Origin of the sequence: Amycolatopsis sp. lyj-90, assembly GCF_046549035.1 — a bacterium.
In the GTDB taxonomy this organism is placed as follows: domain Bacteria; phylum Actinomycetota; class Actinomycetes; order Mycobacteriales; family Pseudonocardiaceae; genus Amycolatopsis.
The window spans coordinates 289,577-314,938 of sequence record NZ_JAJPWP010000012.1 but is presented as its reverse complement, the minus strand read 5'-3'; the positions used below and the strand labels follow the sequence as shown (position 1 = coordinate 314,938).

General features: G+C 69.6%; 23 protein-coding genes and 2 pseudogenes. 3 read left to right on the top strand and 22 right to left on the bottom strand.

The window, feature by feature from the left end:
- Positions 1 to 65: 65 nt before the first annotated feature.
- From ACLJPX_RS37530 to ACLJPX_RS37520, 3 genes are all read right to left on the bottom strand, one after another.
- Positions 66 to 1,235 carry a PrsW family intramembrane metalloprotease gene (locus ACLJPX_RS37530; protein ID WP_410605037.1) on the bottom strand — a complete coding sequence of 390 codons (1,170 nt, stop codon included), beginning with the start codon at positions 1,233 to 1,235 and terminating at the stop codon, positions 66 to 68.
- A gap of 207 nt (positions 1,236 to 1,442) precedes the next feature.
- Complete coding sequence (locus tag ACLJPX_RS37525; RefSeq protein ID WP_410605036.1) at positions 1,443 to 3,488, bottom strand: DUF6779 domain-containing protein; 2,046 nt, start codon at positions 3,486 to 3,488, stop codon at positions 1,443 to 1,445.
- Between the two features lie 69 nt (positions 3,489 to 3,557).
- Positions 3,558 to 4,019, bottom strand: coding sequence for a DUF3180 domain-containing protein (locus tag ACLJPX_RS37520; RefSeq protein WP_101611072.1), 462 nt, complete (start codon positions 4,017 to 4,019; stop codon positions 3,558 to 3,560).
- A 60-nt stretch (positions 4,020 to 4,079) separates the two neighbouring features.
- On the opposite strand from ACLJPX_RS37520, the gene ACLJPX_RS37515 reads away from it, so the two are divergent.
- Positions 4,080 to 5,021 carry a MerR family transcriptional regulator gene (locus ACLJPX_RS37515; RefSeq protein WP_410605035.1) on the top strand — a complete coding sequence of 314 codons (942 nt, stop codon included), beginning with the start codon at positions 4,080 to 4,082 and terminating at the stop codon, positions 5,019 to 5,021.
- A 101-nt stretch (positions 5,022 to 5,122) separates the two neighbouring features.
- On the opposite strand, the gene folK is transcribed toward ACLJPX_RS37515, so the two are convergent.
- From folK to dacB, 14 genes and pseudogenes are all read right to left on the bottom strand, one after another.
- Positions 5,123 to 5,620, bottom strand: coding sequence for a 2-amino-4-hydroxy-6-hydroxymethyldihydropteridine diphosphokinase (folK, locus tag ACLJPX_RS37510; RefSeq protein WP_410605034.1), 498 nt, complete (start codon positions 5,618 to 5,620; stop codon positions 5,123 to 5,125).
- Positions 5,617 to 5,976, bottom strand: a complete 360-nt coding sequence (gene folB, locus ACLJPX_RS37505; RefSeq protein WP_410605033.1) for a dihydroneopterin aldolase — start codon at positions 5,974 to 5,976, stop codon at positions 5,617 to 5,619. Before folB ends, folK begins: the two co-directional genes overlap by 4 nt.
- A complete protein-coding gene (gene folP / locus ACLJPX_RS37500) occupies positions 5,969 to 6,811 on the bottom strand; it encodes a dihydropteroate synthase (protein ID WP_410605032.1) in 843 nt (280 codons plus the stop codon). Before folP ends, folB begins: the two co-directional genes overlap by 8 nt.
- Positions 6,808 to 7,152 (bottom strand): annotated as a pseudogene (folE, locus tag ACLJPX_RS37495) (GTP cyclohydrolase I); the annotation flags it as partial. The gene folP and the pseudogene folE, both read right to left, overlap by 4 nt.
- A gap of 972 nt (positions 7,153 to 8,124) precedes the next feature.
- Positions 8,125 to 8,397: pseudogene (locus tag ACLJPX_RS37490) on the bottom strand (GTP cyclohydrolase I); the annotation flags it as partial.
- The gene (ftsH, locus tag ACLJPX_RS37485; RefSeq protein WP_410605031.1) at positions 8,366 to 10,792 is read right to left on the bottom strand and encodes an ATP-dependent zinc metalloprotease FtsH; all 2,427 of its coding nucleotides are present in this window, start codon (positions 10,790 to 10,792) and stop codon (positions 8,366 to 8,368) included. The pseudogene ACLJPX_RS37490 and the gene ftsH, both read right to left, overlap by 32 nt.
- A 201-nt stretch (positions 10,793 to 10,993) precedes the next feature.
- Positions 10,994 to 11,827, bottom strand: a complete 834-nt coding sequence (locus ACLJPX_RS37480; protein WP_101611076.1) for an ESX secretion-associated protein EspG — start codon at positions 11,825 to 11,827, stop codon at positions 10,994 to 10,996.
- A 281-nt stretch (positions 11,828 to 12,108) separates the two neighbouring features.
- Positions 12,109 to 12,903, bottom strand: coding sequence for an ESX secretion-associated protein EspG (locus ACLJPX_RS37475; RefSeq protein WP_410605030.1), 795 nt, complete (start codon positions 12,901 to 12,903; stop codon positions 12,109 to 12,111).
- 65 nt (positions 12,904 to 12,968) lie between these two features.
- Positions 12,969 to 14,348 carry a WXG100 family type VII secretion target gene (locus ACLJPX_RS37470; RefSeq protein WP_410605029.1) on the bottom strand — a complete coding sequence of 460 codons (1,380 nt, stop codon included), beginning with the start codon at positions 14,346 to 14,348 and terminating at the stop codon, positions 12,969 to 12,971.
- Between the two features lie 17 nt (positions 14,349 to 14,365).
- Positions 14,366 to 14,731, bottom strand: a complete 366-nt coding sequence (locus ACLJPX_RS37465) for a hypothetical protein (RefSeq protein ID WP_101611078.1) — start codon at positions 14,729 to 14,731, stop codon at positions 14,366 to 14,368.
- Between the two features lie 144 nt (positions 14,732 to 14,875).
- The gene (gene hpt / locus ACLJPX_RS37460) at positions 14,876 to 15,439 is read right to left on the bottom strand and encodes a hypoxanthine phosphoribosyltransferase (protein ID WP_093933323.1); all 564 of its coding nucleotides are present in this window, start codon (positions 15,437 to 15,439) and stop codon (positions 14,876 to 14,878) included.
- A gap of 13 nt (positions 15,440 to 15,452) precedes the next feature.
- Positions 15,453 to 16,427: a tRNA lysidine(34) synthetase TilS gene (gene tilS / locus ACLJPX_RS37455; RefSeq protein ID WP_410605028.1), complete on the bottom strand. Its 975-nt coding sequence runs from the start codon at positions 16,425 to 16,427 to the stop codon at positions 15,453 to 15,455.
- Positions 16,424 to 17,452 (bottom strand): zinc-dependent metalloprotease, encoded by a 1,029-nt coding sequence (locus ACLJPX_RS37450; RefSeq protein WP_410605081.1) that lies wholly within the window; start codon positions 17,450 to 17,452, stop codon positions 16,424 to 16,426. Before ACLJPX_RS37450 ends, tilS begins: the two co-directional genes overlap by 4 nt.
- Positions 17,453 to 17,561: 109 nt before the next feature.
- Complete coding sequence (gene dacB / locus ACLJPX_RS37445; RefSeq protein ID WP_410605027.1) at positions 17,562 to 19,676, bottom strand: D-alanyl-D-alanine carboxypeptidase/D-alanyl-D-alanine-endopeptidase; 2,115 nt, start codon at positions 19,674 to 19,676, stop codon at positions 17,562 to 17,564.
- Positions 19,677 to 19,827: 151 nt separating this feature from the next.
- Here dacB and ACLJPX_RS37440 point away from each other — a divergent pair, with 151 nt between their 5' ends.
- On the top strand, positions 19,828 to 20,346 hold the full coding sequence (locus tag ACLJPX_RS37440) for an inorganic diphosphatase (protein ID WP_101611081.1): 519 nt from the start codon (positions 19,828 to 19,830) through the stop codon (positions 20,344 to 20,346).
- Positions 20,347 to 20,442: 96 nt separating this feature from the next.
- Here ACLJPX_RS37440 and glyA read toward each other — a convergent pair whose 3' ends face one another.
- The 5 genes from glyA to ACLJPX_RS37415 all read right to left on the bottom strand — a co-directional run bounded on the left by glyA (position 20,443) and on the right by ACLJPX_RS37415 (position 24,752).
- Complete coding sequence (gene glyA / locus ACLJPX_RS37435; protein ID WP_101611082.1) at positions 20,443 to 21,711, bottom strand: serine hydroxymethyltransferase; 1,269 nt, start codon at positions 21,709 to 21,711, stop codon at positions 20,443 to 20,445.
- Positions 21,712 to 21,820: 109 nt separating this feature from the next.
- Complete coding sequence (locus tag ACLJPX_RS37430) at positions 21,821 to 22,072, bottom strand: hypothetical protein (protein ID WP_410605026.1); 252 nt, start codon at positions 22,070 to 22,072, stop codon at positions 21,821 to 21,823.
- 117 nt (positions 22,073 to 22,189) lie between these two features.
- Complete coding sequence (locus ACLJPX_RS37425) at positions 22,190 to 22,711, bottom strand: gamma carbonic anhydrase family protein (protein WP_410605025.1); 522 nt, start codon at positions 22,709 to 22,711, stop codon at positions 22,190 to 22,192.
- 110 nt (positions 22,712 to 22,821) lie between these two features.
- Positions 22,822 to 24,048, bottom strand: coding sequence for a M14 family metallopeptidase (locus tag ACLJPX_RS37420; RefSeq protein WP_410605080.1), 1,227 nt, complete (start codon positions 24,046 to 24,048; stop codon positions 22,822 to 22,824).
- Positions 24,049 to 24,164: 116 nt separating this feature from the next.
- A complete protein-coding gene (locus ACLJPX_RS37415) occupies positions 24,165 to 24,752 on the bottom strand; it encodes a TetR/AcrR family transcriptional regulator (RefSeq protein WP_101611086.1) in 588 nt (195 codons plus the stop codon).
- Between the two features lie 123 nt (positions 24,753 to 24,875).
- On the opposite strand from ACLJPX_RS37415, the gene ACLJPX_RS37410 reads away from it, so the two are divergent.
- Entirely contained in the window at positions 24,876 to 25,340 is a 465-nt protein-coding gene (locus ACLJPX_RS37410) for a GreA/GreB family elongation factor (protein ID WP_101611087.1), read from the top strand.
- Positions 25,341 to 25,362 lie beyond the last annotated feature (22 nt).

Below are 25,362 nucleotides of genomic sequence, written 5' to 3'. Positions count from 1 at the left end.
GCGCGAGAGTAACCCTCGGGCGCGCGTCCGAACTGGTCCTCGTGACCAGCTTCACCTGATACGGGTCACCCGCGCGGAGCACCGTCCGCCAGCCTCACGGCGTCGGCCCGCGACGTCTTGAGCACGTGCAGCAGTTCACGCTGCCGCTGTTTTCCCTCGTCGGTGAGCTTCCTGCCGCGCCGCAGGAAGGCCAGCTCGGTCACGCTGGCCTGATAGCGGCCGACGGCCTTCGCCGCATCCCGTCCCGACTGCTTCCGCGCCTGTTTCCGCCACGAGCGCCGCCCCGACAGACTGGCCAGCAGCGTCACCTCGGACGGCGCGATCCAGCGCGCGTCGACCATCATCGGCAACGCGGCCGCGACGATCCGCTGCTCGCGGCGCCGCTGCATGACCACCACCGAGAAGACGCCGATGAACAGCGGCACCATGATCAGGAAGTAGACGTTCAGGAAGGTCTTGGCCCCGCCGAGCAGCGCGGCGCCGTTCCACAGCGCGTGCAGCAGCACGGCGACGACGTAGCCGCCGATCGGCGCCAGGATCCGCAGTGAGCGCACTTTGCTGCTCGCGGCGACGCCGAGCCCGATTCCGGTCATCACGGCGAACAGCGGATGCGTGAACGGCGAAAGCACTCCGCGGAGGAAGAACGCCGCGAGCACGCCGGCGCTGGTGCCGTCGCCGAAGCCGTGTTCGGCGAAGGCGCGGCCGAAGTAGTAGATGTTCTCGGTGAACGCGAACCCGGCCGCGGTGAACCCGGCGTAGACGATGCCGTCCACGACGCCGTCGAACTCGCTCGGGCGGCGCCACCACAGCAGCAGGATGAACGCGGCCTTCGCGGCCTCCTCGACCAGCGGCGCGGAGACCAGGCCGCTGATCTTGCCGCCGCCGCCACTGCCGAGCAGCAGGTCACCGACGGCCTCGGCACCGCTGTTGAGCAGCAGCGCGATGATCGTCGCGACGCACGCGCCCCAGACGAACGACAGCAGCAGGAGCTTGGGCGGTTCCGGTTCCCAGCGGTCGACCCACAGGAACGCGGTGACCACCACGCCGACCGGCACGAGGGCCGCGAGCACGCCGATCGTCACCGCGGGCAGGCCGACCTTCTCGGTCACCGTGCCGAAGACGAACAGCCCGCACAACGCGACGGCGATCAGCCCGAGCACCGGCAGCAGCACGGTGATCGACCGAGACCGGCGGGCCCGGTCGGGACCGGGCGCCGGGGAGGAAGGCTCGCTCACAGCGGGTCACCCTACCGTCGGTACGGGACAGGAGCGGGACGTGGAGCTGAAGTTCGGGACAGGACGGGCCACACGTGTGAACCCGCCCGGCCGAAGGCCCCGCCATCGCGGTGGCAGGGCGCCCAGCCTCGAGAACGCGACCGAATCAACCCACCAGCGCCCTGCCGACGTCGATCGCGGTCGCGGGTTCACCTGGTCGGACGCGACTCAATCCTCCGCACGCCGCCTGCGCCGCGGAGTGGACTCGTTCGCGCCGTTGGCCGCGAGCAGGTCCATCACCGATCGGCCGGATGCGTGGGAGCCGGCGGCGGGGGTCTCCGGACGGCTGTGCGACGACCCGTTGCGAGACGGTTCCTCTTCCTCCGGCTTCGCCCGCCTGCCGCCGTGACGGCCGCCTGACGACTCTTGGCTCTGCCAGGCCGGGGGCTCGCCGTCCGGACGGCGGCGACGGCCGCCACCGGTGGGCTCCGGGACGTTGGGGGCCGGGGTGAGCGACACCGAGGAGTCCTCGGCCGCCCGGCGACGGCGTCCGCCGCTCCCGTTCTGCGTCATGCGGACCTCTTCGGGCAGCGTCGGGTTCACCGCGGGCGGCTCCTCGACGGGCGGGCTGTGCCGCGACGGCGCCTCGGCGGCCGGACGGCGCACCGGTTCGGGCTCCGGCGGCCGGACGGGCTCGGCACGGCGGGGAGGCTCGGACACGACCGGGATCGACAGCGGGGTCGGGGGCTCCGGATCACGACGAGGCTGAGGGCTGGACTGGGGCCGCGGCAGGGAGGCCGACTGCTGGGGCTTCGACGGCGGCGCGGGGCGCAGCCGGTCCTGGAAGTCGTCCTTCCGGGGGAACGCGGCGCTCAGGTCGGAGACCGGGCGCTCCTGCGTCCACGACGGCTTCCACTCGCCGGTGGCCTCCATCGGCTCCGGCGTGGCGGCGGGCTTGTTCGCGGGCGGCGGCGTGCCACCGGCCGGACGAGGCCGTTCGACCGGCTTCATCCCGGGCCGGGTCAGGCCGAGCTCGCGGTTCGGCCGGGGACGGTCCGGCTCGACCTTCTTGACCGGCTTCGCCTGCGCGGCGGGCTTCACCGGCGGCGTCTGCTTGCGGGTCTGCTCCTCCGGCCGCGGCGCGGGCGGGCGCTGCACGGTGCCGGCGTCGAGGCGCTGCTGCAGCGAAGGCTGCTGCGGACGGCGGGGCGGTTCGTTGCGCTGGGGCTCCGGGCGCTGCGGTTCCTGACGCGGCGGCTCCGGGCGCTGGGGCTGCCGGGCGACGGCGGGCATCGACGGCTGCGAGACCTCGGCACGCGAGATCCCCGGCATGGACGGGCGGGACACCTCGGCCGGGGTCACCGGCGGCGGGGTCTTGCGCTTGGGGTCGACCCTCGGCATCGGCCGGGAGACCTCGGCGGGCGACATCCCGGGGTTGGACATTTCGAGCCGCTCGCGGCGGGCGGCTTCGGCGGCGAGCGCCTCGGCCGCCTTCGACGCGCGGGCGTCCGCCTTGCGCATGCTGCGGCGAGTCGACTCGTCGACCGGTTTCGGCCGCGGGACCTGATTGCTCTGGCCGTAGCCGTTGGCACCGTTGGTACCGTTGACCTGGCCGTTCGCCGGTTTTCGCCGGGCGGCGGGCGGCGCACCGGCCCGCACCGACGCCGGTTCGAGGACGCGGTCGATCATCTCTGTCGGGCGTTCCCGCCCGTGTTCACGCTCGCCGACGTCGATCGTGGTGCTCTTGGCCGCCATGAGCTGGGGTTTGCCGTTGCCGTTCTCGGACCCCGCGCTCATCAGCTGCTTGTTGTCGAGGGACCGCATCCGGGTGGCCTGCGCGGTGAGCGCGACACGTTCGAGGAGGACCTCGCCACCGCCGAAGAGCGACTGGAGGCTCTCACGCAGGGCGGTGACCTCGGCCCTGAGCGCTTCGAGCTCCTCTTGGGAACGGCTGTCGGCGGCTTGCCGGGTCTCCGCTTCCATCTCCAGCTCGAACTCGCGGCGGGCGGCGATCTCGCGTTCCAGCTCCAGCTCGTAGACGGCCTGCGCCTCGGCGACGGCTTCTTCGCTCTGTGACACGTGCTTACGCGAGCGGACCGCCAGGAACGCGCCGATCAAGGCGGCCCACAGCGCCGCGACGATTCCCAGCCGCAAGTAGCGGAGGTCGTCGGAAAGCACCAATGCGAGAGTCGCGCCGACGGCGAGAACCAAGCCGACGACAAGCCACGGCCTACCCGCAAGGCGGCCGCGCGAGTCGTCACCCACCCCGGTCATGCCCAACACCGTACCTTCTAGTAATCCGAACGAGACCTAGTCGGTACTTCGAGCGGTGGCTCTCGAGCGTTAACCGGTCGGCTCGGGATCGCGCTCCCGATCGCTGCCTTCGGGGGTCCGGCAGCAGTGTTCGAGCCACAAAGCCGCAGCTACCAGCGCCACCGAGCTGACGATCCCGACCGTCGCCGAACGGAGGTCGCCGCTCGCCGCGAGGAGTTCGTCACGTCGCGGAAAAAGATACGCGAAAGCCGCCAGCCAGACCCCCGTCATGACGGATCCGGCGAGTGACGACGCCTTGGCGAGAGCCACCGATCGGGCGACGGAGATCGCGGACAGCACCCGGCCTTCTTTGATCCGCGAACGGACGATGAAGGCGAGCACGGTCTCGCAGAGCGCGAGGACGAGCAGCGTGATCCCGGCGAAGAGCGGGAGCGCGGGGAAGGATCCGTAGGCGACCTGGAAGAGCAGATAGGCCAGGACCAAACCCAGGAGGCCGGCCACTGCCAGCTCACGTGGCCGGGTGAAGTGCATGGTCCAACGCTACCTGGGAGGCTTGACTCTCCACCAACTGGAGAGTCGACGATGAAGCACATGGGCACCGCAGCGGTTTTCACCATCGGGGAGCTGGCCAAACGGACCGGCCTGCCGGTGAAGACCATCCGCTTCTACTCCGACGAAGGGCTCCTTCCGCCGACCGACCGCACCGATTCCGGCTACCGCCTCTACGACGCCACCGCGATGGCGCGCCTGGAGCTGGTCCGGACGCTGCGGGAACTCGGGCTGGGTCTCGCGGACGTGGAGCGGGCGCTGACCAGGGAAGCGACCATCGGGGACCTCGCGGTCCAGCACGTCGCCGCCCTGGACGAGCAGATCCGGCGGCTGGAGCTGCGCCGCGCGGTCCTGCGAGCGGTGGCCAAACGGGACTCACCACTGGAGGAGGTCGAACTGATGAACAAACTCGCGTCGATGTCGGACGAAGACCGCAAACGCTTGCTCGACGAGTTCTGGCAGGACATGGTCGAGGGGCTGGAGCTGGATCCGCAGTTCTACGAGCGGATGCGCTCGGCGAAACCGGAACTGCCCGACGACCCGACGCCCGAGCAGCTGGAGGCGTGGATCGAGTTCGCCGAACTCGTGCAGGACGACGAGTTCCGCGCGTCCATCCGCCGGATGAGCGAGTGGCACTCAAAGCTCCGGAAGCAGGACGGGGCGGACTTCGGCTCACAGCAGCAAGAACTGTGGATGGCCTGGAGCGCGAAGGCGTCCGAAGCGCTCGAAGCCGGCCTCGCGCCGGACTCGGCCGAGGGCCGGGAACTGGCGGAGACGATCTTCGCGGAGTCTTCGCGGAACGGGCGGGACGCGGCCGACCCGGCTTGGCGGAAACGGCTGACCGACGGGATGGCGGTCAGCTCCGATCCGCGCGCCGAGCACTACTGGGTGCTGCTGGGGAGGATGAACGGCTGGCCGTCGTTCCCCTCGCAGATGCCTCAGGCCGAGTGGATCATCGCCGCCATGCGCTCCGCCCTGGGATAGCAAGGGACCTTTGCTATCGCCCTGCCCTCTCCCGCGTTTCGTCCTCTAGTTGCGGTGGTTCGCACCACGCACTACCGCAACTAGAGGACGAAACGCGGGGGTCAGGCGAGGGTGAGCGTGAGCGGGGTCCGGCGCACCGAGTCGACGTCGGAAGCGGGGCGGGCGGCGAGGAGGGCGGCGACGGGACCGTGGCCGGGGAGTACCGCGTCGGGCTCGATCTCCAGCCAGGGGATCAGCACGCTCGCGCGCTCCGGCGTGCCGGGATGAGGAAGCAGCAACTGGGGGTCGTCGGAGCGCACCCCGTCCACGGTCACGATGTCGACGTCCAGCGTGCGCGGCCCCCAGCGGACCTCGCGCACGCGCTCGGCCTCCCGCTCGGCCGCCTGCCCGGCACGCAGCCAGTCCCAGTGGTCGCGAGCCGGGTCGTCGACCAGGACGAGGGCGTTGAGGAAGTCCGGCTGGTCCTCGACACCCCACGCCTTCGTCTCGTACACCGACGAAACCGCGACCACCGCGGGCCGCACCGCGTCCACGGCCGACTGAAGGAACGCGAGCCGGTCCCCCAGATTCGAACCGAGCGAAAGTAGCGCGCGGCTCATCGCTCCCGCCGCACACTCACGGCGACGTCGTCGAAGTTCAGCGGGATCGGCGCGGACGGCTTGTGCACGGTCACCTCGACGGCGGTCGGCCGCTCGTCGCGCAGGACCTCGTCGGCGATCTTCCCGGCGACACTCTCGATGAGGTCGTACGGCTCGCCCGCCACGATCCCGGCGGCGAGTTCGGCCAGTTCGCCGTAGTGCAGCGTCTTGGTCAGGTCGTCGGACGCGGCGGCCGGTCCGAGGTCCAGCCACACCACGATGTCGACGACGAACTCCTGCCCGTCGCGCTTCTCGTGGTCGAAGACCCCGTGCCTGCCGAAGACCCTCAAGCCGGTCAACGTGATCCGGTCAGACAACGGGACTCCCCTTCCGCCAAGCCGCCGCGACGGTCACGGCGTCGATACTCGCGCCGACCTCGTGCACCCGCACACCCCAAGCGCCCGACGCCGCGGCGAGCGCGGACACGGCCGCGGTCGCGTTCTCCCGGCCGTCCGGCGGAGCGGGCTTTCCGTCCTTTCCGGACAAAAGGCGCCCGAGGAACCGTTTGCGCGAGGCGCCGACGAGCACCGGGAAACCCAGTGACAGGAAGGAATCCAGACCGTTCAGCAGCGCCCAGTCGTGTTCGGCGTCCTTCGCGAAACCGAGCCCCGGGTCGAGCACGATCGCACTCTGGTCGACCCCCGCGGCGACCGCTTCGTCCACTCGGGACAGCAGTTCGGCGCGCACGTCCGCGACGACGTCCGCATAGGACGCCAGCGCGTTCATGTCCTTGCTGTGCCCGCGCCAGTGCATGAGCACCCACGGGACCCCGGTCTCCGCGGCGACCTTCGCCATGTTCGGATCGGCCAGCCCACCGGAGACGTCGTTGATGACCGACGCGCCCGCGTCGACGGCGGCGAGGGCCACCTCGGCCCGCGTGGTGTCCACGGACATCGCGACACCGTCGGCCGCGAGGGTGCGGATCACCGGCATGATCCGGGAAATCTCGGTTTCGGCGTCCACTCGGGACGCCCCGGGCCGGGTCGACTCGCCGCCGACGTCGATCAGGTCCGCGCCGCGCGCCCACATCTCGTGCGCATGCTCCAGCGCCTGCTCGACCCCGAGGTAGCGGCCGCCGTCGGAGAAGGAATCGGGGGTGACGTTGAGGATGCCCATCACCGCGCAGCGGCCGGGCCGGGGCAGGGCGGTCATCGACGGCCCTTGATGAGGTCCAGCGCCTCCGCCCGCGAGGACGCCGAAGACTTCAGCAGACCGCGCACGGCCGACGTCGTCGTCCGGGCGCCGGGCTTGCGGATCCCGCGCATGGCCATGCAGAGATGCTCGGCCTCGACCACGACGATCGCGCCGCGGGGGGCGAGTTTGCGCATGAGCGCGTCGGCCACCTGCGAGGTGAGACGCTCCTGGACCTGCGGGCGCTTGGCGTAGAGGTCGACGAGCCTGGCCAGTTTGGACAGACCGGTGACCTTGCCGTGGCCGTTCGGGATGTAGCCGACGTGGGCGACACCATGGAAGGGGACCAGATGGTGTTCACAGTTGTGCGTCAGGTGCCCGGCGATCAGGAAGGTCGGGTGCGGCTCGCATTTGAAGCTGTACACCGTGTAGGGCTTGGTTCCTGTCGCCTTCACCGGCCGGACGGACTCGACCTCGACGTACTCCGACTCGATCAGGTCGGTTGTGTAGTCGTCTTGAGGGAAGCCATGTCGCCGGAACCAGCTGTCGGCGATATAGAGGTGGGATGCGATCCCGCCGCTCCGGGGGGTGAAACGAGCCCCGATGACCGTGGCCAGATCTTCCAAGAAAGGGATATTCGCGCTGACGACGGTACGGCCGGCGATCTTCTTGTGCCGGAAACCGTCCCCGTCCACGTACCCGTCGAGAAATCCGTTGAACGTGCTCAAGTCGTTGAGCACGACCATCGGGAAGCGCTGGCGCTGGTGGTGAGCGTCGCCGCCGACATACTGGCGCATCAGGTCCGCCAGGAACGACGAGACGACGCGCACCCGGAATCCCGGCACATCACGACCTAGGTAGCCCGATGGCCGTGTGACCGGTTCGAGCTTCGCCTCGATTCCGAAGGCACGGTAGAGCGACTCGGCGTACTTCTTCGCGAAGTCGCGGTCGTTCACCACCAGCGAGACATACCGCTCAGCGACAGTCCCATCCGAACAGACGGTGCCGATCACATAGCCGAAGTCGTACCCGAACACCGGCTTCCACCGATCCCGGCTGAGCTTGCGCGCGTGAGTCCACTCGATGAACGAGCCTTCGACGTCCTTGGCTTCCATCCATCCCTTCGGCGTCGCCAAAGGATGGTCGGGTGTCACCTTGAAGCTTCCGCCCGAGGTCTTGACCTCCACCAGCTCGCGAGTCTGGTGCGAACTGATCTCGGTCACCGTGGTCTCTTCGACCTGGCCGCCTGCGAGAGTCCACAGCTTGTCGCCGACTTCGACCTCGGCAGCCTGCTTACGGCCACCGACAGCGTTCACCGTCTGCTTGCTGGGCACGCAGGTCGAAAACATCGGGATGTCCGTCACCAGGACGAGTTCTTCGTGCGCCTCGTCGAACGTGCGGTCCAGCACGTGGTCCGGCTCGGTGTAGAGCCCGGCGAACATTTCCCGGTAAGCGCGAGCGACCCGGGCCGGGGTCTCCAAGAGACCGTCCCGGTCCGGGTCCTCACCACAGGCGAGCAGGAGTTCGCGTACGGCTTTCTCGGCCCGTTCTTGGTCGAAGACCGGGCTTTCGCCGTTAACGCTTGGTGTCGTCCTGTCCGTCGTCACGCCGTTGCTGTCCTTCGTCCTGCTGACCGCCAGGCTGGCCCGGCTCGCCGCCGAACCAGGTGTCGCGCGGACGGTCTTCGGCGGGACGCCAGGGCTGGTTCGGCTGTCCGCCCGGCTGAGTCGCCGGGGTCCATCCGGGAGGAGCCCCGTAGTTCGGCGGACCGCCAACGGGCCCACCCTGATAACCGCCTGCCGGACCGCCCGGCTGCTGCCCACCATATGCCTGGGGCCAGTGGCCGGTGCCGTTCGGCCCACCGTTCGGGCGGCCACCGTTGGGGTAGGCGCCCGGCTGCGGCGGAGCGTAGGGGTTGGCGTTCGGGTCCGGCGGCGGGACCGGGGCCGCGTACGGCGGGCCACCGGGAAGGTCGCCGCCACCCTGCGCGGTGCCGACCGGGGTCGGCGCCGGCTGCAGCACCGCCTGTTCCTTCTTCTCCTCCGGCGGGGGCCACGGCTCGCCGCGCTCCATCGCCAGCTCGCCGGGGGTCTTGATCGGCGGCTTGTCCGACGGCTTCCGCTCGCCGAACTCGTTGAAGATGGTGATGTGCGGGCGCTTCTCGACGGTCGCGAAGATCCGCTCGAGATCCTTGCGGGTCAGCGTCTCCTTCTCGAGGAGCTCGATGACCAGCTCGTCCAGCACGTCGCGGTAGGTGCTCAGCACGTGCCACGCCTCGGTGTGCGCGGTCTCGATGAGCTTGCGCACCTCCTCGTCGATCTCGTGCGCGACCTCGAGCGAGTAGTCCGCCTGGCGGCCCGCCGAGCGGCCGAGGAACGGGTCACCCTGCTCCTGGCCGTACTTGACGGCGCCGAGACGGGCGCTCATGCCGTATTCGGTGACCATCGCGCGGGCGATCTTGGTCGCCTGCTCGATGTCGGAGGAGGCACCGGTGGTGGGCTCGTGGAAGACGAGCTCCTCCGCCGTCCGGCCGCCCATCGCGAAGACCAGGCGCCCGATCATCTCCGAACGGGTCATCAACTCCTTGTCATCCTCCGGGACGAGCAGGGCGTGACCGCCGGTGCGCCCGCGCGGCAGGATCGTCAGCTTGTAGACCGGCTCGATGTCCGGCATCGCCCACGCGGCGAGCGCGTGCCCGCCCTCGTGGTAGGCCGTGATCTTCTTCTCCTTCTCGGAGATGATCCGGCTCTTGCGGGCGGGGCCGCCGACGACGCGGTCGACCGACTCCTCCAGTGCCTCGTCGGTGATCACGTGCCCGTTCTGGCGGGCGGTGAGCAGCGCGGCCTCGTTGAGCACGTTCGCCAGGTCGGCGCCGGACATGCCGACGGTCCGCTTGGCGAGGCTGCTCAGGTCGGTGCCCTGCGCGATCGGCTTGCCCTTGGCGTGCACCTCGAGGATCGCCTTGCGGCCGCGCATGTCCGGTGCGGACACCGGGATCTGGCGGTCGAACCGGCCGGGGCGCAGGAGCGCCGGGTCGAGGATGTCGGGACGGTTGGTCGCGGCGATCAGGATGATGCCGCCGCGCGCGTCGAAGCCGTCCATCTCGACGAGGAGCTGGTTCAGCGTCTGCTCGCGTTCGTCGTGGCCGCCGCCGAGGCCGGCGCCGCGCTGGCGGCCGACCGCGTCGATCTCGTCGACGAAGATGATGCAGGGCGCGTTCTGCTTGGCCTGCTCGAACAGGTCGCGGACCCGCGAGGCGCCGACACCGACGAACATCTCGACGAAGTCGGAACCGGAGATCGTGTAGAACGGCACGCCCGCCTCGCCGGCGACGGCTCGCGCGAGCAGCGTCTTACCGGTGCCGGGCGGCCCGTAGAGCAGCACGCCCTTGGGGATCTTCGCGCCGAGTGCCTGGTAGCGCGCCGGGTTCTGCAGGAAGTCCTTGATCTCGTACAGCTCTTCGACGGCCTCGTCTGCGCCCGCGACGTCGCCGAAGGTCGTCTTGGGCATGTCCTTGTTGAGCTGTTTGGCCTTCGACTTGCCGAAGTTGAGGACGCGGTTCCCGCCGCCCTGCGCGTTGTTCATCATCCACATCAGCAGGCCCAGCACCAGCGCCAGCGGAATGGCGAAGATCAGGATCTGGGTGAGGACGTTCTGCTGGGTGACCTTGGTGGTGAACTTGACCGGGTTGTCGCCGTTCTTGAGGCCGATGAGCTGGCCGTAGATGTTGCCCGCGACGTTCGCCGGGTACTGCGCGATGATCTGGTCGACCTGCTGGCCTTCGACCTCGATCTTCTTGGTCAGCAGCAGCTTGATCTGCTGCTCCTTGTCCTCTTGCGAGGCTTCCTTGACGTTGTTCGCGGTGATCTGCTGATTCGCGATCGAGATCGGCACCTGGGTGTAGCCACGATCACTGTCGAAGATCGTGTTGTAGGCGAGAAACGCCAGTACCGCCGCGAGAATCCAGAGCACTGGGTTCTTGAGCACGCTCTTCCGGTTCATACGACTCGGCCCTGGTGGCCTCGACCCTTCCTGGTTGGGCGGCTCCTGTGATACCCGCCATCACGATCTTGACGACCCATGGTGCTCCGACACCCGCCCCTCAGGATACCGCCCGCCTGGACGGACGAGGGTGGTGAGCCTCTCGGACGTAAACGGCGGACGCCTCGTGAGGGTTCCCGGAGCGTGAACGCGCCAGTCACCCTAGCGTGTGTCGACCGCCACACCGGCGGCCATTTCACCGAGTCGCGTGCGGAGTGTCTTGACGTCGGCGGGCGAGACGGTGACCCATTCGCGGCCGTCCGGTCCGGCCTGTGACGTGCTGAGGTAGCGCCCGCTGACGGTGTCGAACCAGCCGAGGACGCGGGAGCGCTGTTTGGCGCCGACCTGGGACCGGCTGTTCGCTGCGAGCTGACCGCCGCGCAGCCGGGGCTGGCCGGTGAGCTTGCCGAACGCCTCGCGCGGGTCCGCGGTGACGCGTTCACTGAGTGAGACGCGGGACTTGTCCTTACGACGGTTCTTGGCGGCTTCGGTCTCTTCGGCCTGCTTCGTCGGGTTGACGGCGGCACGGATCGGCTGGGTGCGGCGGGCGTCGTCGATCGGCAGCGTGACGGACGCCTCGGAGCCGCGCTGCCCCGGCGGCAGCACGTCGACGACCGCTGTCGGAAGCCCGTCCGCGGGCGCCTCGCGCAGCCAGATCCCGGACTGGTCCTGGATCGCGAGCACCCCGTCGCGGCCGTCGGTGGCGCCGAGGACGGCGATCGTCGGAGCCTGGAATTCGGGGATGTGCAGCGCGTCGATGGTCAGCGAGCCGCGGGCGAGGAGGTACAGCCAGTCCTCGATCTTCGACTCGAGCCTTCCCCTGTTGTCGCGGAGGCCGCGGGCCTGGAGCTCGACTTCGGCACGGCTGCGCAGCGCCCGGCGCTCGGCCTCGGTCGCGCCGTGCGAACGCACGCGCAGCGGATAAGGCAGGTCGCCGAGTTCGGCGGACTCCCAGAGGAAGTCGAACGCCAGCGGCGTGAAGTGTTCCTGATGCATTGCTCCGTGCCCTCCCGGCACCTTGGCTCCTGGGCCTCGGGACGCCCAGGGGGTTCACGATAGCGAAGGGGTACGACAGTCGTCGGCCGGATCGGCCAAGTGGCGCTCGCGAGACTGCAAGGCGACCGAGACGAGTCTCCCCAAGGGCGCCCCGCGCCCGGCGGAGACTTCACCGTCGCGCGCCCTCTCTTGGGCCGAAGGCCCACGGAAACTCGATGAAGGGGCGCCTTCGCTCTCAACCTGAGTTGGCAGCGGTTCGGCGCCCCTTCGGCGAGTTTCCGTCAGCGCGCGACAGATGCCTCGGCCGCGATCTTCCCCAGCATTTCCGTGAGCCGGTGCCGCAGCGTCGCCGGATCCGCGGGTGCGATGGTGATCCAGTCGCGGCCGTCGGAACCGCGGGTGGCCTGGGTGAAGTAGCGGCCCGACTGCGTGTCGAACCAGCTCAGCACCGAAGACCGGCTCCGCGTGCCGTGCTTGCTGCGCGCGTTGGCGCCGAACTGGCCCCCGCGCAGCCGCGGCTGCGCCTGGAGTCGCGAGAGTGCCTTGCGGTCCTCGTCGGACGTCGCCGTACCGTCGACCTGCGGCTGGCGGCGCTGGAGGAAGTCCGCCCCCGAAGCGCCGACGAGCCCGTCCAGCGGGAGGGTGATCGACTTCTCCGTGCCGCGCGATCCCGGCGGCAGGAGGGAGACGATCGCGCTCGCGAGGCCGTCCGGGGCGATGGGGTGGAAGTGGAAACCGCGCGGGTCCTGCACCGTCAGGAGGCCTTGCCCGCCGAGCAGCGACGCGACCGCGAGCAGCGGTTCGGTGTTGGGATTGTTGAGCTGGACGCAGTCCAGGCTCAGATCCGGCCTCGCGAGGACACCGAAGAAGTCCTCGATGTGGGGTTCGGGACGCCCCCGGTCGTCGGCGAGACGGCGCTGGCTCAGTGACTGGAACGTCTGCGCCCGCAGGGCTGCCCGCTCGTCCACGGTCGCCCCGTGCGAACGAAGCCGTAGCGGGTACGGCAGCTCTCCGGCGTTCGCGGTCTCCCACAGGAAGTCCAGCTCGACCGTGGTGAGCAGCTCACCGTTCGCCATCATCAGCCCCCAAACAAGTCAGCGGGCGCGCGGCCGGTTCGGCCGCGCGCCCGGTGAGAACCGCTTTAGCGATCGTCGTCTTCGGTCCAGGCACCGATGACCGGCGGCGGGGTCGCCTCGTTGGCGCCGAAGGCGTCGTCCGGGTCCGGCTCGATGAGGAACGACGCGTGCGTGTGCTCCTCTTCCTGCTCGGCCTGCGCACCGTGGGCGCCCATGCCCATGCCGCCGCCCATGCCCTGCATCGGCGGGGTGGCACCGCCACCGATGGTGCCGCTGGAGGACACGATGCCCTGCTGCGGCACGGCCTGGGACGCGGCGCTCTGCGCGGGCGCGTTGTCGGTGGCCGCGGCGTCGGTGCTGTCGGTGTCCTTCGCGCCGGACTTGTTGCCCTGTCCGAGCGCCTTGGCACCTGCGTAACCGAGGCCGCCACCGAGCGCGGCCGCCGTGAGCGCCTGTCCGAGGCCGTTGCCACCGTTCGCCGGGGCGTGCGGGGCCATCGGCGCACCGGCGCCGGACGCCATACCGGCGCCAGGGCCGGGAGCGACACCCGAAGCCGGAAGGTTCCCGGTGGCGGCGTTGTAGCCGGCCTGCGAGAACACACCCGAGTCCGGACCGCCGTGGACGGCCGCCGCGGGCGAACCGCCCTGCACGCCGCCGTAGCCGTGCGTGCCGGCGAGGACGGGGGTGCCGGAGACGGCGCCCGAGTTGAGGCCACCGCCGCCGACGTTGCCGACACCGCTGAACGAAGCGCTGTTGTGCGAGGCGGTCGGCTTCATGCCGAGGGATTCGGGGCCGAAGCTCGGGGTCGAGCTGTCGACCTCGCTCATCTCCTTGGTGTAGGCCTCGAGGAACCTGGCCTGCTCCGCCCGCACTTCCTTGTCCTGGTCGGCGAGGGGCTTCTGGTCGGTGATCATGCCGACCGGGCCCGCCGCGAGAGCCGCGCCCAGCGCACCCTCGGGGGTGTAGCTGGTCGGCTTCGGCATGAGCTTGACCTTGGTGGCCGCGTCGGCCTGCTTCTGCAGCCTGTCCGACATCGTGTGCGCGGCCTCGGAGGCCTGCGAGCCGGAGTTCGCGATGGCGACCAGCGAACCCTGCGCGCTCGCCGCACCCTGTCCGATCCAGGCTGCGCCCAGTTCGGAGATCGCGTTGTAGAGGTCGTTCGACGCCTGGCTCAGCTTGGAGCCGTGCGAGGTCCACGACTGGCTGATCGACGTCGCGGTGCTGGGGTCGTTGCCGACGTTGGCCTGGTCCCACAGCTCCTGGCTGGTCGGGGCGCTCTCCCAGTTCGGCGGGTTGGTGATGGCGCGGTCGGCGCCGATGTCGAACCCGTCCGAACGCCCGCGAGCGGACGAGACGATGCCCGCGGCCTGCGAGTTGTCGCCGAGCTGGACCGGGGTGCTGCTGGTGTTCTCGCCGAAAGAGTCGGCACTGTGCTTCGGTGGCATGGCTTTCTGACTCCCCCTCAGACGTTCCGGAACGGCTCGGCCGCGGCCTGGTCGATCTCGTGGTAGCGGGCCATCGCGGTGACGATGCCGGACTCGGCAGCCTCGTACTGCTGGTACAGGTTCTGGAGAGCGGCGGCGTACGAGTCGCCGCCGCCGTCGGCGCGGTTCGCGACCTTCGCGGCGATGGCGTTGCCGACCGGGTTGTTGCCCAGCTTCGGCGCCTGCCCGAGGTCACCGGCACGCTGGAGCAGCGCCTCGACGGCGTCCTTGCCGGTCCGGATCTTGTTCAGTGCGGTCTGGGCCGCGTCCGGGTCGATCCCGACCTGGCCCTGGGCCGCGGCGTTCTTGAACGCGTTCGCGTCCGCCAAGCTGCTGTTCCCCATCTGAGCTCTCTCCGTTTCCCCCGGGCCAGGTCACGACCGATTCGTGACGAAGGTCTTCGCATAGGTTAACGCACTTGATCGCAGCCTATGACGCGTTCACCGTGCTCAGGGTTCCGCATTTCCGCCGATGCGGGCAAGCGGTTCTCAGGACGTGTAAACGTGCGGATCCAGGGTGCCGATGTAGGGCAGGTCCCGGTAACGCTCCGCGTAGTCGAGGCCGTATCCGACTACGAATTCGTTGGGAATGTCGAACCCGATGTACTTGACCGGTACATCGACCTTGACCGCTTCCGGCTTGCGCAGGAGCGAGACGACCTCGAGCGAGGCCGGGTTGCGGCTGGCGAGGTTCTTCAGCAACCAGGACAGCGTGAGCCCGGAGTCGACGATGTCCTCGACGATGAGCACGTCGCGGCCGGCGATGTCGCGATCGAGGTCCTTGAGGATCCGCACCACGCCGGACGACGAGGTCGCCGAGCCGTAGGAGGAGACCGCCATGAACTCGAGCTGTGAAGGAAGAGGAAGTGCCCTGGCGAAGTCGGTCATGAACATCACCGCGCCCTTGAGCACCCCGACGAGCAGGAGGTCTCCCTGCCCCGAACCGGGGCCGTCGGCCGGATAGTCCGCGGCGACCTTCGCGGCCAGCTCGGCGATCTTGTCGTTGATCTGCTGCTCGGTGACGAGCACGGAGGCGATCTCGCCTTCGTACACAGGACGATCCCCTCTAGGTGGTGGATTGGGGTGCTTCGACCGAGAGCCTGCCATGCGCCCGGGTGGCCACCAAGTCGCCGGGTAGCCAAACGCCCCCCTGACCCCGCCAATTACCCACCAGGGCATCGACCGAACGGAGATGGGCGTCGGTCAGTTCGCGGACCCCGGAGTCCAGCAGCCACCTGCGGAGGACGCGCCGCCGCAGCGCGGGCGGCTCGGTGGCGAGCACCGCGACGTCGAGCCCCTCCTCGGTGAAAGCGCGCAGGTGGACCTCACCCGCGAGTGTGTCCAACGCCTCGGTGTCCTCGCGCAGTTGTGCCGCCGTCCGGGCGAGCGAAGCCGCGACACCGCCGGACAGCACATCCTCCAGAAGGGGCACTACTTCCGTTCGTAATCGGACACGCGTGAACCTCGGGTCCTCGTTGTGCGGGTCCTGCCACGGGTCGACGCCGAGCGCCCGGCAAGCCCGCCGGGTGGTGGCGCGGGTGACGCCGAGCAGCGGCCGTCCCCACGGCGGGTCGTGCGGCCGCATCCCGGCCAGCGAGCGCGGTCCCGAACCCCGGCCGAGGCCGAGCAGGACGGTTTCGGCCTGGTCGTCGAGGGTGTGGCCGAGGAGGACGAGGCCGTGTCCGCCGGGAAGTGCCGAGCGCAGGGCGCCGTAACGGGCCCGGCGGGCGGCCGCTTCCGGTCCGCCCGGGCCCTCGACCTTCACCGTCAGCACCTCGGCGGTGTCGGCGCCCAGTTTCCGGGCCGTGTCCGCCGCCTTCGCCGCGATCCCGGCGGAACCGTCCTGGAGCCCGTGATCGACGACGAGCGCCCGCACCTTCAGGCCCGCTCGGGTACCGGTGAACGCGGCCGCCTCGGCGAGCGCGAGCGAATCCGCGCCGCCGGAGACGGCGACGCACACCTCGTCGGTGACCTTCGCCGACGCGAGGAACTCCCGCACGGCCGCCCGCACGGCCGCGATCGCCGGATCCGGCCCGCTCACCCGTGCAGGCGCCGCACCCAGGCCGCCGGATCGGTGATCTCGGCCCTGGTCGGCAACGTGTTCGGCGACGTCCACACCGCGTTGAAGCCGTCCATGCCGACGGCGTCGACGACGTGCTTGGTGAACTTCGCGCCCTGTTCGTACTGGCGCATCTTCGCGTCCACGCCGAGCAGGCCGCGCAGCACGCGGTCGATCAGGCCGCCGCCCTTGCGCCGCGCGGTGAACCGCGACCGGATCAGCTCGACACTGGGCACGACCTGCGGCCCGACGGCGTCCATCACGAAGTCGGCGTGCCCCTCCAGCAGGGTGGAGAGCGCGAGCAGCCGGTCGAACACCGCGCGTTCGCCCGGCGACTGCAGGAGTTCGGCGAGACCGGCGCCGCTCGCCTTGCCCTTGCCGATCTGCTTGATGGTGTCCGGCAGGCGGCCGACCAGATCGCTCAGCCCGTCCGCGTCGCGGCCGGCGAGCCCGCCGATCAGGCGCTCGACTTCGTCGGCGAAGTAGTCGCGCAGCCAGGTGACCGCGGTGAACTGCAGCCGGTGGGTGCATTCGTGCAGGCAGACCCACAGCCGGAAGTCGTGGCCGGGCACGTCCATCGCGCGCTGGGCGGCGACCACGTTCGGCGCGACGAGCACCAGCTGGCCCCGGCGTTCCGGCCCGCCGAACGGGTCGTACTGGCCGAGGACCCGCGACGCCAGGAACGCGAGCACCAGACCGGTCTGCACACCGGCGCCACCGGCCAGCACGGGCGCCAGCGGGCCGCCTTGGGCCTCCGGCAGCGCGCGGCCGGTGAGCGCGTCGAGCCCCGCGGCGGCCGAACGGACCCAGCCGGGCCTGTCGACGACTTCGGCGGGCAGCAGTGGCAGGTCGAGGCCGAGCCCGGTCAGCTCACGGACGTGCCCCTCCGCCTCGCCGGTCAGCTCGCGCAGATCGGCGACGGCTTCATCGGCCACTTCGCGGTCGACCACCGGTCCGCCGCGCACCAGGAGCGCGCCCGTCGAGGCGGCCAGGGACCAGTCGACCATCGAACGCGTCTTGGTCGGCGTTTCCTCACTCACTCTTATGACGCTACCCGCTGGAAGACCGAATTCCGCCTCGACTTCCTCACGCTCCGATTCCGGTCGCTCACCGGATTCAGCGACAACCGCATTTGTGCAGGGTCGCCGCGACGACGTCGAGTGCGGCCCGGCCCTTGTTCTGGTCCGAACCGGACGACATGAGCGCGAACACCAGCATGCGGCCGTCGGTGTCCAGCACCACGCCGGCCAGGGTGTTCACCCCGGACAGCGTCCCGGTCTTGCCCCGGACCCAGCCCCGGCCGGCCGCCGACGCCGGATCGCCGTAGCGCTTCTCCAGCGTCCCGCTGCCGCCCGCGACGGGAAGGCCCGCCAGCAGCGGCCGCAGTTTGGCCGTCCTCGGATCCTTGCCGTCCGGCGCCGCCGCGACCGCGAGGATCTCGCTGAGCACCTTGGCCGGGATCTTGTTCTGGTCGGACAACCCGCTGCCGTCGTTGATCTGGACGCCGGTCAGGTCGAATCCGGCCTGCTTGAGCACGTCCAGCGTCGCGGCCGCGCCGCCGGTGAACGACGGCTCGGCGCCCTTGGCGAGCGCGATCTGGCGGGCGAGGACGTCGGCGAGCATGTTGTCCGAAAGCTGGAGCAGCGAGTTGGCGAACTCCGCCAGCGGTTGCGACTTGACCTCGCCGAGCACCTTCGCGTCCTTCGGCGCCGTCGTCGTGCCGCCCGCTTGGGCTTCGAGCTTCCCCGCGATCTTCTGGGTCAGCGCGGTCGCGGGATTGGCGATGCGGGGCGCGTGGTCGCTCTTCGGGTCGTTGCGGCCGCCGTCGGCCATCACGGGGACGACCGGGGCCATGTAGGTGTTCCCGGCGATGGTGTCCTCCGGGTCCCAGCCCTTCGCGGACGTCGGCCCCTTGAACAGGCTGACGTCCAGCTGGACCTTGGAGATCTTGCCGCCGCTCGCCTTCTTGACCTGGGCGACGAGATCGTCGACGTGGGCGGCGCCCGGGTACAGCGGCGAGTCCGTGCCCAACGGGAGCGAGGTCAGCGAGGGATCGCCGCCCGCGACGAGGATGACCGTGCCCGGATCGGCGCCCTGGACGATCTTCGTCGAGATCTGCGTCCCGTGGTCCAGCGACAGCAGCGCGGCCGCCACGACGAGGATCTTCGTGGTCGACGCCGGGGTCAGCGGGGTGCCGGAGTTCTTGTCCCAGAGGACGTCGCCGGTCGCCGCGTCCACCACGGTGCCGGTGAGCGTGCCGAGGTCCGCGGCACCGGCGGGGCCCGCCAGCGCGGCCGTGAGACCCGCTTTCGTCGGCGCGACGCCGTTGATGTCCGGCCCGTGCAGGACGCGGGTGACCCCGGCGGGCTGGGGGATGTCGCCCTTCGGCGCGTTCGGCGCCCAGGGCAGGCCGAGCCGGTTCGACACCTTGGGCATCGCGGCGGCGCCGCCCACCCCGGCGAGCAGCAGGACGACGACCAGCCCCGTGATCAGCAGGACCTTGCGCTTGCGCTTCTTCGGCTTCGGCGCGGGCGCGGCCTCGGCGGCCGGAGGTTCCTCGGACGGCGGCTGGGGCTGCTGGATCCCGACGGTGGCTTCGGGGTCGAAACGCTCTTCGGCGGGCTCGATGCGGACCGGGCGCGCGTGCATGGTCGCGGACGGGACCTCCGCGGGACGCGGCGGCTCGACCCGGTTCTGCTCGGGTCGTCGCGACGGCTCCTGCGGCGGCGGCTCCTGGAGCGAGGGTTCCGGGCGTTCCTGGCGCGGAGGCTCTTGACGCTGGGGTTCTGGGCGCTGGGGCTCTTGACGGGGCTCGGGTCTCGCGAGCTCGTGTTCACGCGTCGGAGTGGCGGCGCCCCGGTCGAACTGGTCCCAGTCCGGTTCGTCCGTCTGCCGCGGCTGGACGGGCTGGACGAAGAGCGTCTTGGGCGCCTCGGGCTTCTCCGGCTCGACCGGCGTCACCGGCGCGAACGCGGACCACTGCGGGGTGGGCGTCTCCGGAATCTCGGGTTCGTCCTCGACCTCGACGACCGGCGAGAACCACGAGCCACTTTCGGGTGTGACCTTCGGCACTGAAAGCTCTTCGGTCTTGCCGTTCGCCAGACCCGACATGGGCAGCCAGACGGTGGCTTCACCGTCCCCCTTGGTGCCCTTGGGCTCGGCGGATGAGGTGTCCTTGTCGTCCGACGGCCACCTCGGGTCATCGTTTTCCGGCACGTAACGCTCCTTCATCCACCGTCCGGGGAAGGGGCCAAGCTCACATACGACCACATCGATGCGACCGCCCGAGCCCCCGTGGTCCACACTAGTGAAGACAAGACGATGATTTCGGTGAGCCGTCCGCGAGGCGGGGCGTACCAAAGACGAGAGCAGCGAGGCCGGCGTGGAATTCGACGTCACTATCGAAATCCCCAAGGGGGAGCGCAACAAGTACGAGGTGGACCACAAGACCGGTCGGATCAAGCTCGACCGGACCCTGTTCACCGCCACCCAGTACCCCGCTGACTACGGGTTCATCGACGACACCCTCGGCCAGGACGGCGACCCGCTCGACGTGCTGGTGCTCGTCCAGGAGCCGACCTTCCCGGGCTGCCTGATCCGCTGCCGCGCGATCGGCATGTTCCGGATGACCGACGAGAAGGGCCCGGACGACAAGGTCCTCGCCGTCCCGACGAACGACCCGCGCCTCGAGCACCTGCGCGACATCCACCACCTGAACGAGTTCCACAAGCTCGAGATCCAGCACTTCTTCGAGGTGTACAAGGACCTGGAGCCGGGCAAGAGCGTCGAGGGCTCGTCCTGGGTCGGGCGTACCGAAGCCGAGGCCGAGATCAAGCGTTCGTACGAGCGTGAGACCGACCGGCTGGCCAAGGAAGCCGTCGACGGTCCGGCCGCTCACTAGTTCGCAGAGCAGAGCTGAAGGGGCCTTTCACCGCATGTCATGCGGTGAAGGGCCCCTTCGCTGCGTCTTATGCGGGGAAAGCGTCCTTCAGCTCGGCTAGGCCGAGTAACCCGGGATCGGGAACGGCGCCAGGAACTCGCGGATCTCGGCGGCGATGGTGTCCAGCGCGGCCTGTTCCTCGGCCGCCGCGGCGGTGATCGTGCGGTCGATCCACTCCGCCACCTTGACCTGGTGCTCCGGCTGGAGCCCGCGGGTGGTGATCGCGGAGGTGCCGAGCCGGATGCCGGACGGGTCGAACGGCTTGCGCGGGTCGAACGGCACGGTGTTGTAGTTCAGCTCGATCCCGGCCCGGTCCAGCGCCTGCGCGGCAGGCTTGCCCGGCACGTTCTTGTTCGTCAGGTCGATCAGCAGCAGGTGGTTGTCGGTGCCGCCGGACACGAGGTCGTACCCGCGCTCCACCAGCGCCTCCGCCAGCGCCCGGGCGTTGGCGACGATCGCGTGCGCGTAGTCGCGGAACTCCGGCTTCTGCGCTTCGCCCAGCGCGACGGCGATCGCGGCGGTCGTGTGGTTGTGCGGCCCGCCCTGCAGACCGGGGAACACCGCCTTGTCGACGGCCTTCGCGTGGTCGGCGTCGGAAAGGATCATCGCGCCACGCGGGCCGCGCAGCGTCTTGTGCGTGGTCGTGGTGATGACCTGCGCGTGCCCGACCGGCGACGGATGCGCGCCACCGGCGACGAGACCGGCGATGTGCGCGATGTCGGCGACCAGGACGGCGTCGACCTCGCGGGCGATCTCCGCGAACGCCGGGAAGTCGATGGTGCGCGGGATCGCGGTGCCGCCCGCGAAGATCAGCTTCGGCCGGTGCTGCAGCGCGAGTTCGCGCACCTGGTCGAGGTCGACGCGGCCGGTCTCCTTGCGGACGCCGTAGCGCACCGGGGTGAACCACTTGCCGGTCGCGGACACGCTCCAGCCGTGCGTGAGGTGGCCGCCGTCGGGCAGCGCCATGCCGAGCACGGTGTCGCCGGGCTTCGCGAAGGCGAGGTACACCGCCAGGTTCGCCGGGGAACCCGAGTACGGCTGGACGTTGGCGTGGTCGGCGCCGAAGACGGCCTTGGCCCGCTCGATGGCGAGGTTCTCGACCTGGTCGATGAGCTGCTGGCCCTCGTAGTACCGCTTGCCGGCGTAGCCCTCGGAGTACTTGTTGGTGAGGACGGTGCCGGTCGCTTCGAGCACCGCCTGGGAGACGTAGTTCTCGGAGGCGATCAAGCGGATCTTGTCGTGCTGGCGCTTCGCCTCGTCCTCGACGAGCCCGGCGATCTGCGGGTCCGCGGCGGCGAGCGCGGACAGTTCTGGCTGGTGTGTCATGGCGTACTCCGGCTCAGGAGTGGCCTTCACCCAGGCGCGCGGTGCCGGCCCGATTCGCTTCCCGGTGGTGCTCCACCTCAAATGCGCCAGTCGCTGGTGCCTCCGGAGCCTAGTGCACTCCGCCGGGGCGGGAGTCGGCATGCGGACGATGTCCGGCACACCAACGGCGGCTGCAGCCTGCCGTCCGATCGCAGAACGCCTCCGCGCAGACGGCGCAGCATTTGATCCGCCGCCGGCCGCCGAACGCGACCAGTTCCGCCCCGGCGAGCCACGGATTCCTTTGCGCCAGCAGCCTTTCCGCGATCCCGAGTTCCGGGTCGAGATCGCGGCAAGGCGGGACGATCACGTGTTCGCGGGTCACGGTTCTTCGATCGCGACACCGGAAACCTTTTGCGGGGCGCCCTTCGCACCTGCGCGACGTACCTACGGCCTTGTGCCCCGCGGAAGGTTTCCGTCAGCGCTCGACAGACGAACAGAGTCAATCGATCGGCTTGATGCCTTCCGAGTGCCTGCGCGCCAGCTCCTGGTAGATCGCCGCGTTGTGCTCGACCCAGCCGCGGGCGGTGCCGTCGAGCGGGACGTGCTTCTTCGCCGGGCTGCCCATGGCGACGGTCTCCGGCGGGATGACCATCCCGGGCGTCACCGTGGCACCGGCCGCGACCAGGGCCTTCGCGCCGATCTGCGCCTTGTCGAGCACGATCGAGCCGTTCCCGATCAGCGCCTGCTCGCCGATCGTGCAGTCGTGCACGAGGCACTGGTGCCCGACGGTGACGTTCTTGCCGACCTCGGTCACGCCGCCGTTGACGTGGATGACCGAGTTGTCCTGGATGTTGGCGCCCTCGCGGATGAGGATCCGCCCGAAGTCGGCGCGCAGCACGGCGCCGTACCAGACGGAGGCGCCCTTTTCGACGACGACGTCGCCGATCAGGGTGGCGGTGGGGGCGATCCACGCTTCGGGATCCACCTGGGGACGCTGCCCCTCGAATTCGAACATCGGCATGTCCCGCACCCTATGCGCGGGAGCTGAAGGGGACCATGCCCGCATCTGATGCGACGAAGGGGCCCTTCACCGCGTGGGATGCGGTGAAGGGCCCCTTCAGCTCAGCGCCGTCAGCCGATGGCGGTATTCAGCAGGAGGTCCACGGCCTTGTCGTTACGCGTGGTCTCCCGGACGATCACCTCGTCGGGCGGGTAGAAACCGGGGTTGGAACCCCGCGGGTACATCTCGAAGGTGAAGCTCAGGATCTTGTGGGTGCCCCACATCCAGTCGTCGATCGTCCCGTCCGTGATGTACAGGTCGCTCGACTGCTGCGGCGTGTAGCCGTTGGTCGCCGCCAGCTGCCTGCCCAGCGTCTGGAAACGCTGCGCCTCGGCCGCCGTCATACCCGGCGCGGTGTCGTTGTACGTGAAGCCGAACGGCCACAGGACGAGCTCCGAATAGGTGTGGAAGTCGATGCTCGCCTTGATCTGCTGGACGCCGCCGATCTTGCGCGAGTTGACGAAGTTGGACACCGCCCTGGTCTCCGGGGCGGAGAACGCCGAGGGACCGCGGTAGGTCTCGCTGGTCGTCGAACCCGACGAACCGCCGCAGCAGCCCCAGTTGTAGCCCCAGTTGCGGTTGGGGTCGGTGCCGTTGCCCTGGCGGTTCTTGCGCCAGTACTTGTAGCTGCCGCCGGAGATGTCGTACTCCGAACCGTCCGGGTTGACGTTCGGGATCACGTAGATCTCGGTGCTGTCGACGAAGCGCTTGATCGCCGGGTCGGAGGCGTAGCCCTGGGTGAACCGGTTCACGATCCGCAGGCACATCTCGGTGGTGAGGTGCTCGCGCGCGTGCTGGTTGCAGGTGAAGAGGACTTCGGGCTCGTTCTCGTCGGTGCCGACGTTGTCGCTGATCTTGAGCATGTTCAGCGCGCGGTTCTGGAACGAGTTGCCGACGCTGCTCAGCCGCGCGATCGACCCGTAGTTCGCCTGCGCGTTGCGCAGTTCCGTGGTGACCTCGGCGTAGTTGTGGAAGCCGGAGTCCGACGGCGGGAAGTCGTTGATCGCGTTCGTGCCGACCTTCTCCGACCTGTCGACGACGCCGCGCTGCTCGACGCGGAAGCCGAGTGAGCGCACCTTCGCCGCGTCGCGCGCCTCGCCGATGAAGGTGGTCGTACCGCCCGCGGAACCGAGGACGTCGACGCCCAGCCGGGAGATCTGGGTGCGCTGCTGCGAAGTACCGGTACCGAAGACCTCGTAGATCTGGACCTGCGCGTCTTCGGCCTGCTGGTCGGCGGTCGCCGGACTCGCGGCGACCGGGATGGTGAACGCAGCGACGGCCGCGATCGCCACGGCCATGCACCGTCTTATGCGCATCGTCGTCTCCTAGCTCTCAGGCAAGGGAAGGGAACCTCACCATGGCGGGAGCCGACAGGACCGAACAATCCGTAACGGTACGGATCTAATGCGTATTTCTACCCGTAGTTCGCGAAACAGAGCGCTTCGATGTCGCCACGCAGTGCGGCGAACGGCCGCCGCCGGACGCGCTGCTGGACGATCGCACCGAGCAGATAGGACAGTAGGGCCCGCGCCCGCGCGCGGGGGTCTTCGACGTCGAGCGGGGCGAGCAACTCGGCGAGCAGTTCGGTGATCGACGTGAGCATGACGTCGATCGCCTGCGGATGCTGCGCGCGGCCCGCGGCGATCCAGTACTCGAACCAGAGGAAGGCCGCGTTCGGGCGGCCGGAGAACTCGGACAGGAAGGCCTCGAGGGCGGCGAAGAGCCGCTCGTCCGGGTGATCGTGTTTCTCCGAAATTTTGCGCAAATCGGCGGTGAACGTTGTGATGTGCGCCGCCATCGCGCGGTCGATCAGGACGTCGATGTCCGCGAAGTAGTAATGAATCGCACTCTTCGTGAGCGGTCCGGCCTCCGCGATCGCGCGAACGGTGCAGCCCGCGAGCCCGTCCCTGGCGAGCACGACACGCGCCGCTTCGACGATCTGCTCCTGTTTCTGCAGCTGATTGGGGGAGAGCCGCACGCTGCGGCCGGGAACGGCGGTCACGAAGTTCCTTACACCAAGTAGTCAGGACGGGAGCCCTGAAGCTTAGGGCAAGCGTCCCGGACGATCACAGCGGGTGAAAAATCGAGGTGGCTAGCGGCCGATCTGTAGCGGACAATGCGCGGCATGGTGACCACAGGGGACAACGGGTTCAGCCCGGCGGCACGCCGGCAGCTGGAAAAGGAACTCGCCGATCTGCGTGCGCAGCGCGACGCGATGGCGCCGCTCGTCGGCGAACAGGAACGGACCGGCGACGCGGCCGACCAAGCGGAGGTGCTGGACCGCGCGGAAGCCGCCGCCTACCTCGAGCGGCGCATCTCGGATGTCGCCGCGAAACTCGAGCACGGCGGCCGCAACAGCAAGGGCCTGCTCCCCGACGGCACCACCGTCACCATCAGGTACTCGGACGGTGACGAGGAGGAGCTCCACATCGTCATGATCCCGGGCGAGGACGCCGACGCCTTCACGGTCACCTCGGACAGCCCGCTCGGCCTCGCGCTCGTGGGCGCCAAGGAGGGTGACGAGATCAAGTACCGGACGCCGCGCGGCGAGACCAGTGCCACCGTCGTCACCCTGAAGCCGCCTGCCTGACCTTTCGCGCGTGAAGGCCCCC

What these genes read in the sequence shown, in the direction of transcription:
- ACLJPX_RS37525 (WP_410605036.1), bottom strand. Translation starts at nt 3,488, where the DNA reads ATGACCGGGGTGGGTGACGACTCGCGCGGCCGCCTTGCGGGTAGGCCG.
- ACLJPX_RS37520 (WP_101611072.1), bottom strand. Translation starts at nt 4,019, where the DNA reads ATGCACTTCACCCGGCCACGTGAGCTGGCAGTGGCCGGCCTCCTGGGT.
- ACLJPX_RS37515 (WP_410605035.1), top strand. Translation starts at nt 4,080, where the DNA reads ATGGGCACCGCAGCGGTTTTCACCATCGGGGAGCTGGCCAAACGGACC.
- folK (WP_410605034.1), bottom strand. Translation starts at nt 5,620, where the DNA reads ATGAGCCGCGCGCTACTTTCGCTCGGTTCGAATCTGGGGGACCGGCTC.
- folP (WP_410605032.1), bottom strand. Translation starts at nt 6,811, where the DNA reads ATGACCGCCCTGCCCCGGCCCGGCCGCTGCGCGGTGATGGGCATCCTC.
- ftsH (WP_410605031.1), bottom strand. Translation starts at nt 10,792, where the DNA reads ATGAACCGGAAGAGCGTGCTCAAGAACCCAGTGCTCTGGATTCTCGCG.
- ACLJPX_RS37480 (WP_101611076.1), bottom strand. Translation starts at nt 11,827, where the DNA reads ATGCATCAGGAACACTTCACGCCGCTGGCGTTCGACTTCCTCTGGGAG.
- ACLJPX_RS37475 (WP_410605030.1), bottom strand. Translation starts at nt 12,903, where the DNA reads ATGGCGAACGGTGAGCTGCTCACCACGGTCGAGCTGGACTTCCTGTGG.
- ACLJPX_RS37470 (WP_410605029.1), bottom strand. Translation starts at nt 14,348, where the DNA reads ATGCCACCGAAGCACAGTGCCGACTCTTTCGGCGAGAACACCAGCAGC.
- ACLJPX_RS37465 (WP_101611078.1), bottom strand. Translation starts at nt 14,731, where the DNA reads ATGGGGAACAGCAGCTTGGCGGACGCGAACGCGTTCAAGAACGCCGCG.
- ACLJPX_RS37450 (WP_410605081.1), bottom strand. Translation starts at nt 17,452, where the DNA reads ATGGTCGACTGGTCCCTGGCCGCCTCGACGGGCGCGCTCCTGGTGCGC.
- dacB (WP_410605027.1), bottom strand. Translation starts at nt 19,676, where the DNA reads ATGAAGGAGCGTTACGTGCCGGAAAACGATGACCCGAGGTGGCCGTCG.
- glyA (WP_101611082.1), bottom strand. Translation starts at nt 21,711, where the DNA reads ATGACACACCAGCCAGAACTGTCCGCGCTCGCCGCCGCGGACCCGCAG.
- ACLJPX_RS37425 (WP_410605025.1), bottom strand. Translation starts at nt 22,711, where the DNA reads ATGCCGATGTTCGAATTCGAGGGGCAGCGTCCCCAGGTGGATCCCGAA.
- ACLJPX_RS37420 (WP_410605080.1), bottom strand. Translation starts at nt 24,048, where the DNA reads ATGGCCGTGGCGATCGCGGCCGTCGCTGCGTTCACCATCCCGGTCGCC.
- ACLJPX_RS37410 (WP_101611087.1), top strand. Translation starts at nt 24,876, where the DNA reads ATGGTGACCACAGGGGACAACGGGTTCAGCCCGGCGGCACGCCGGCAG.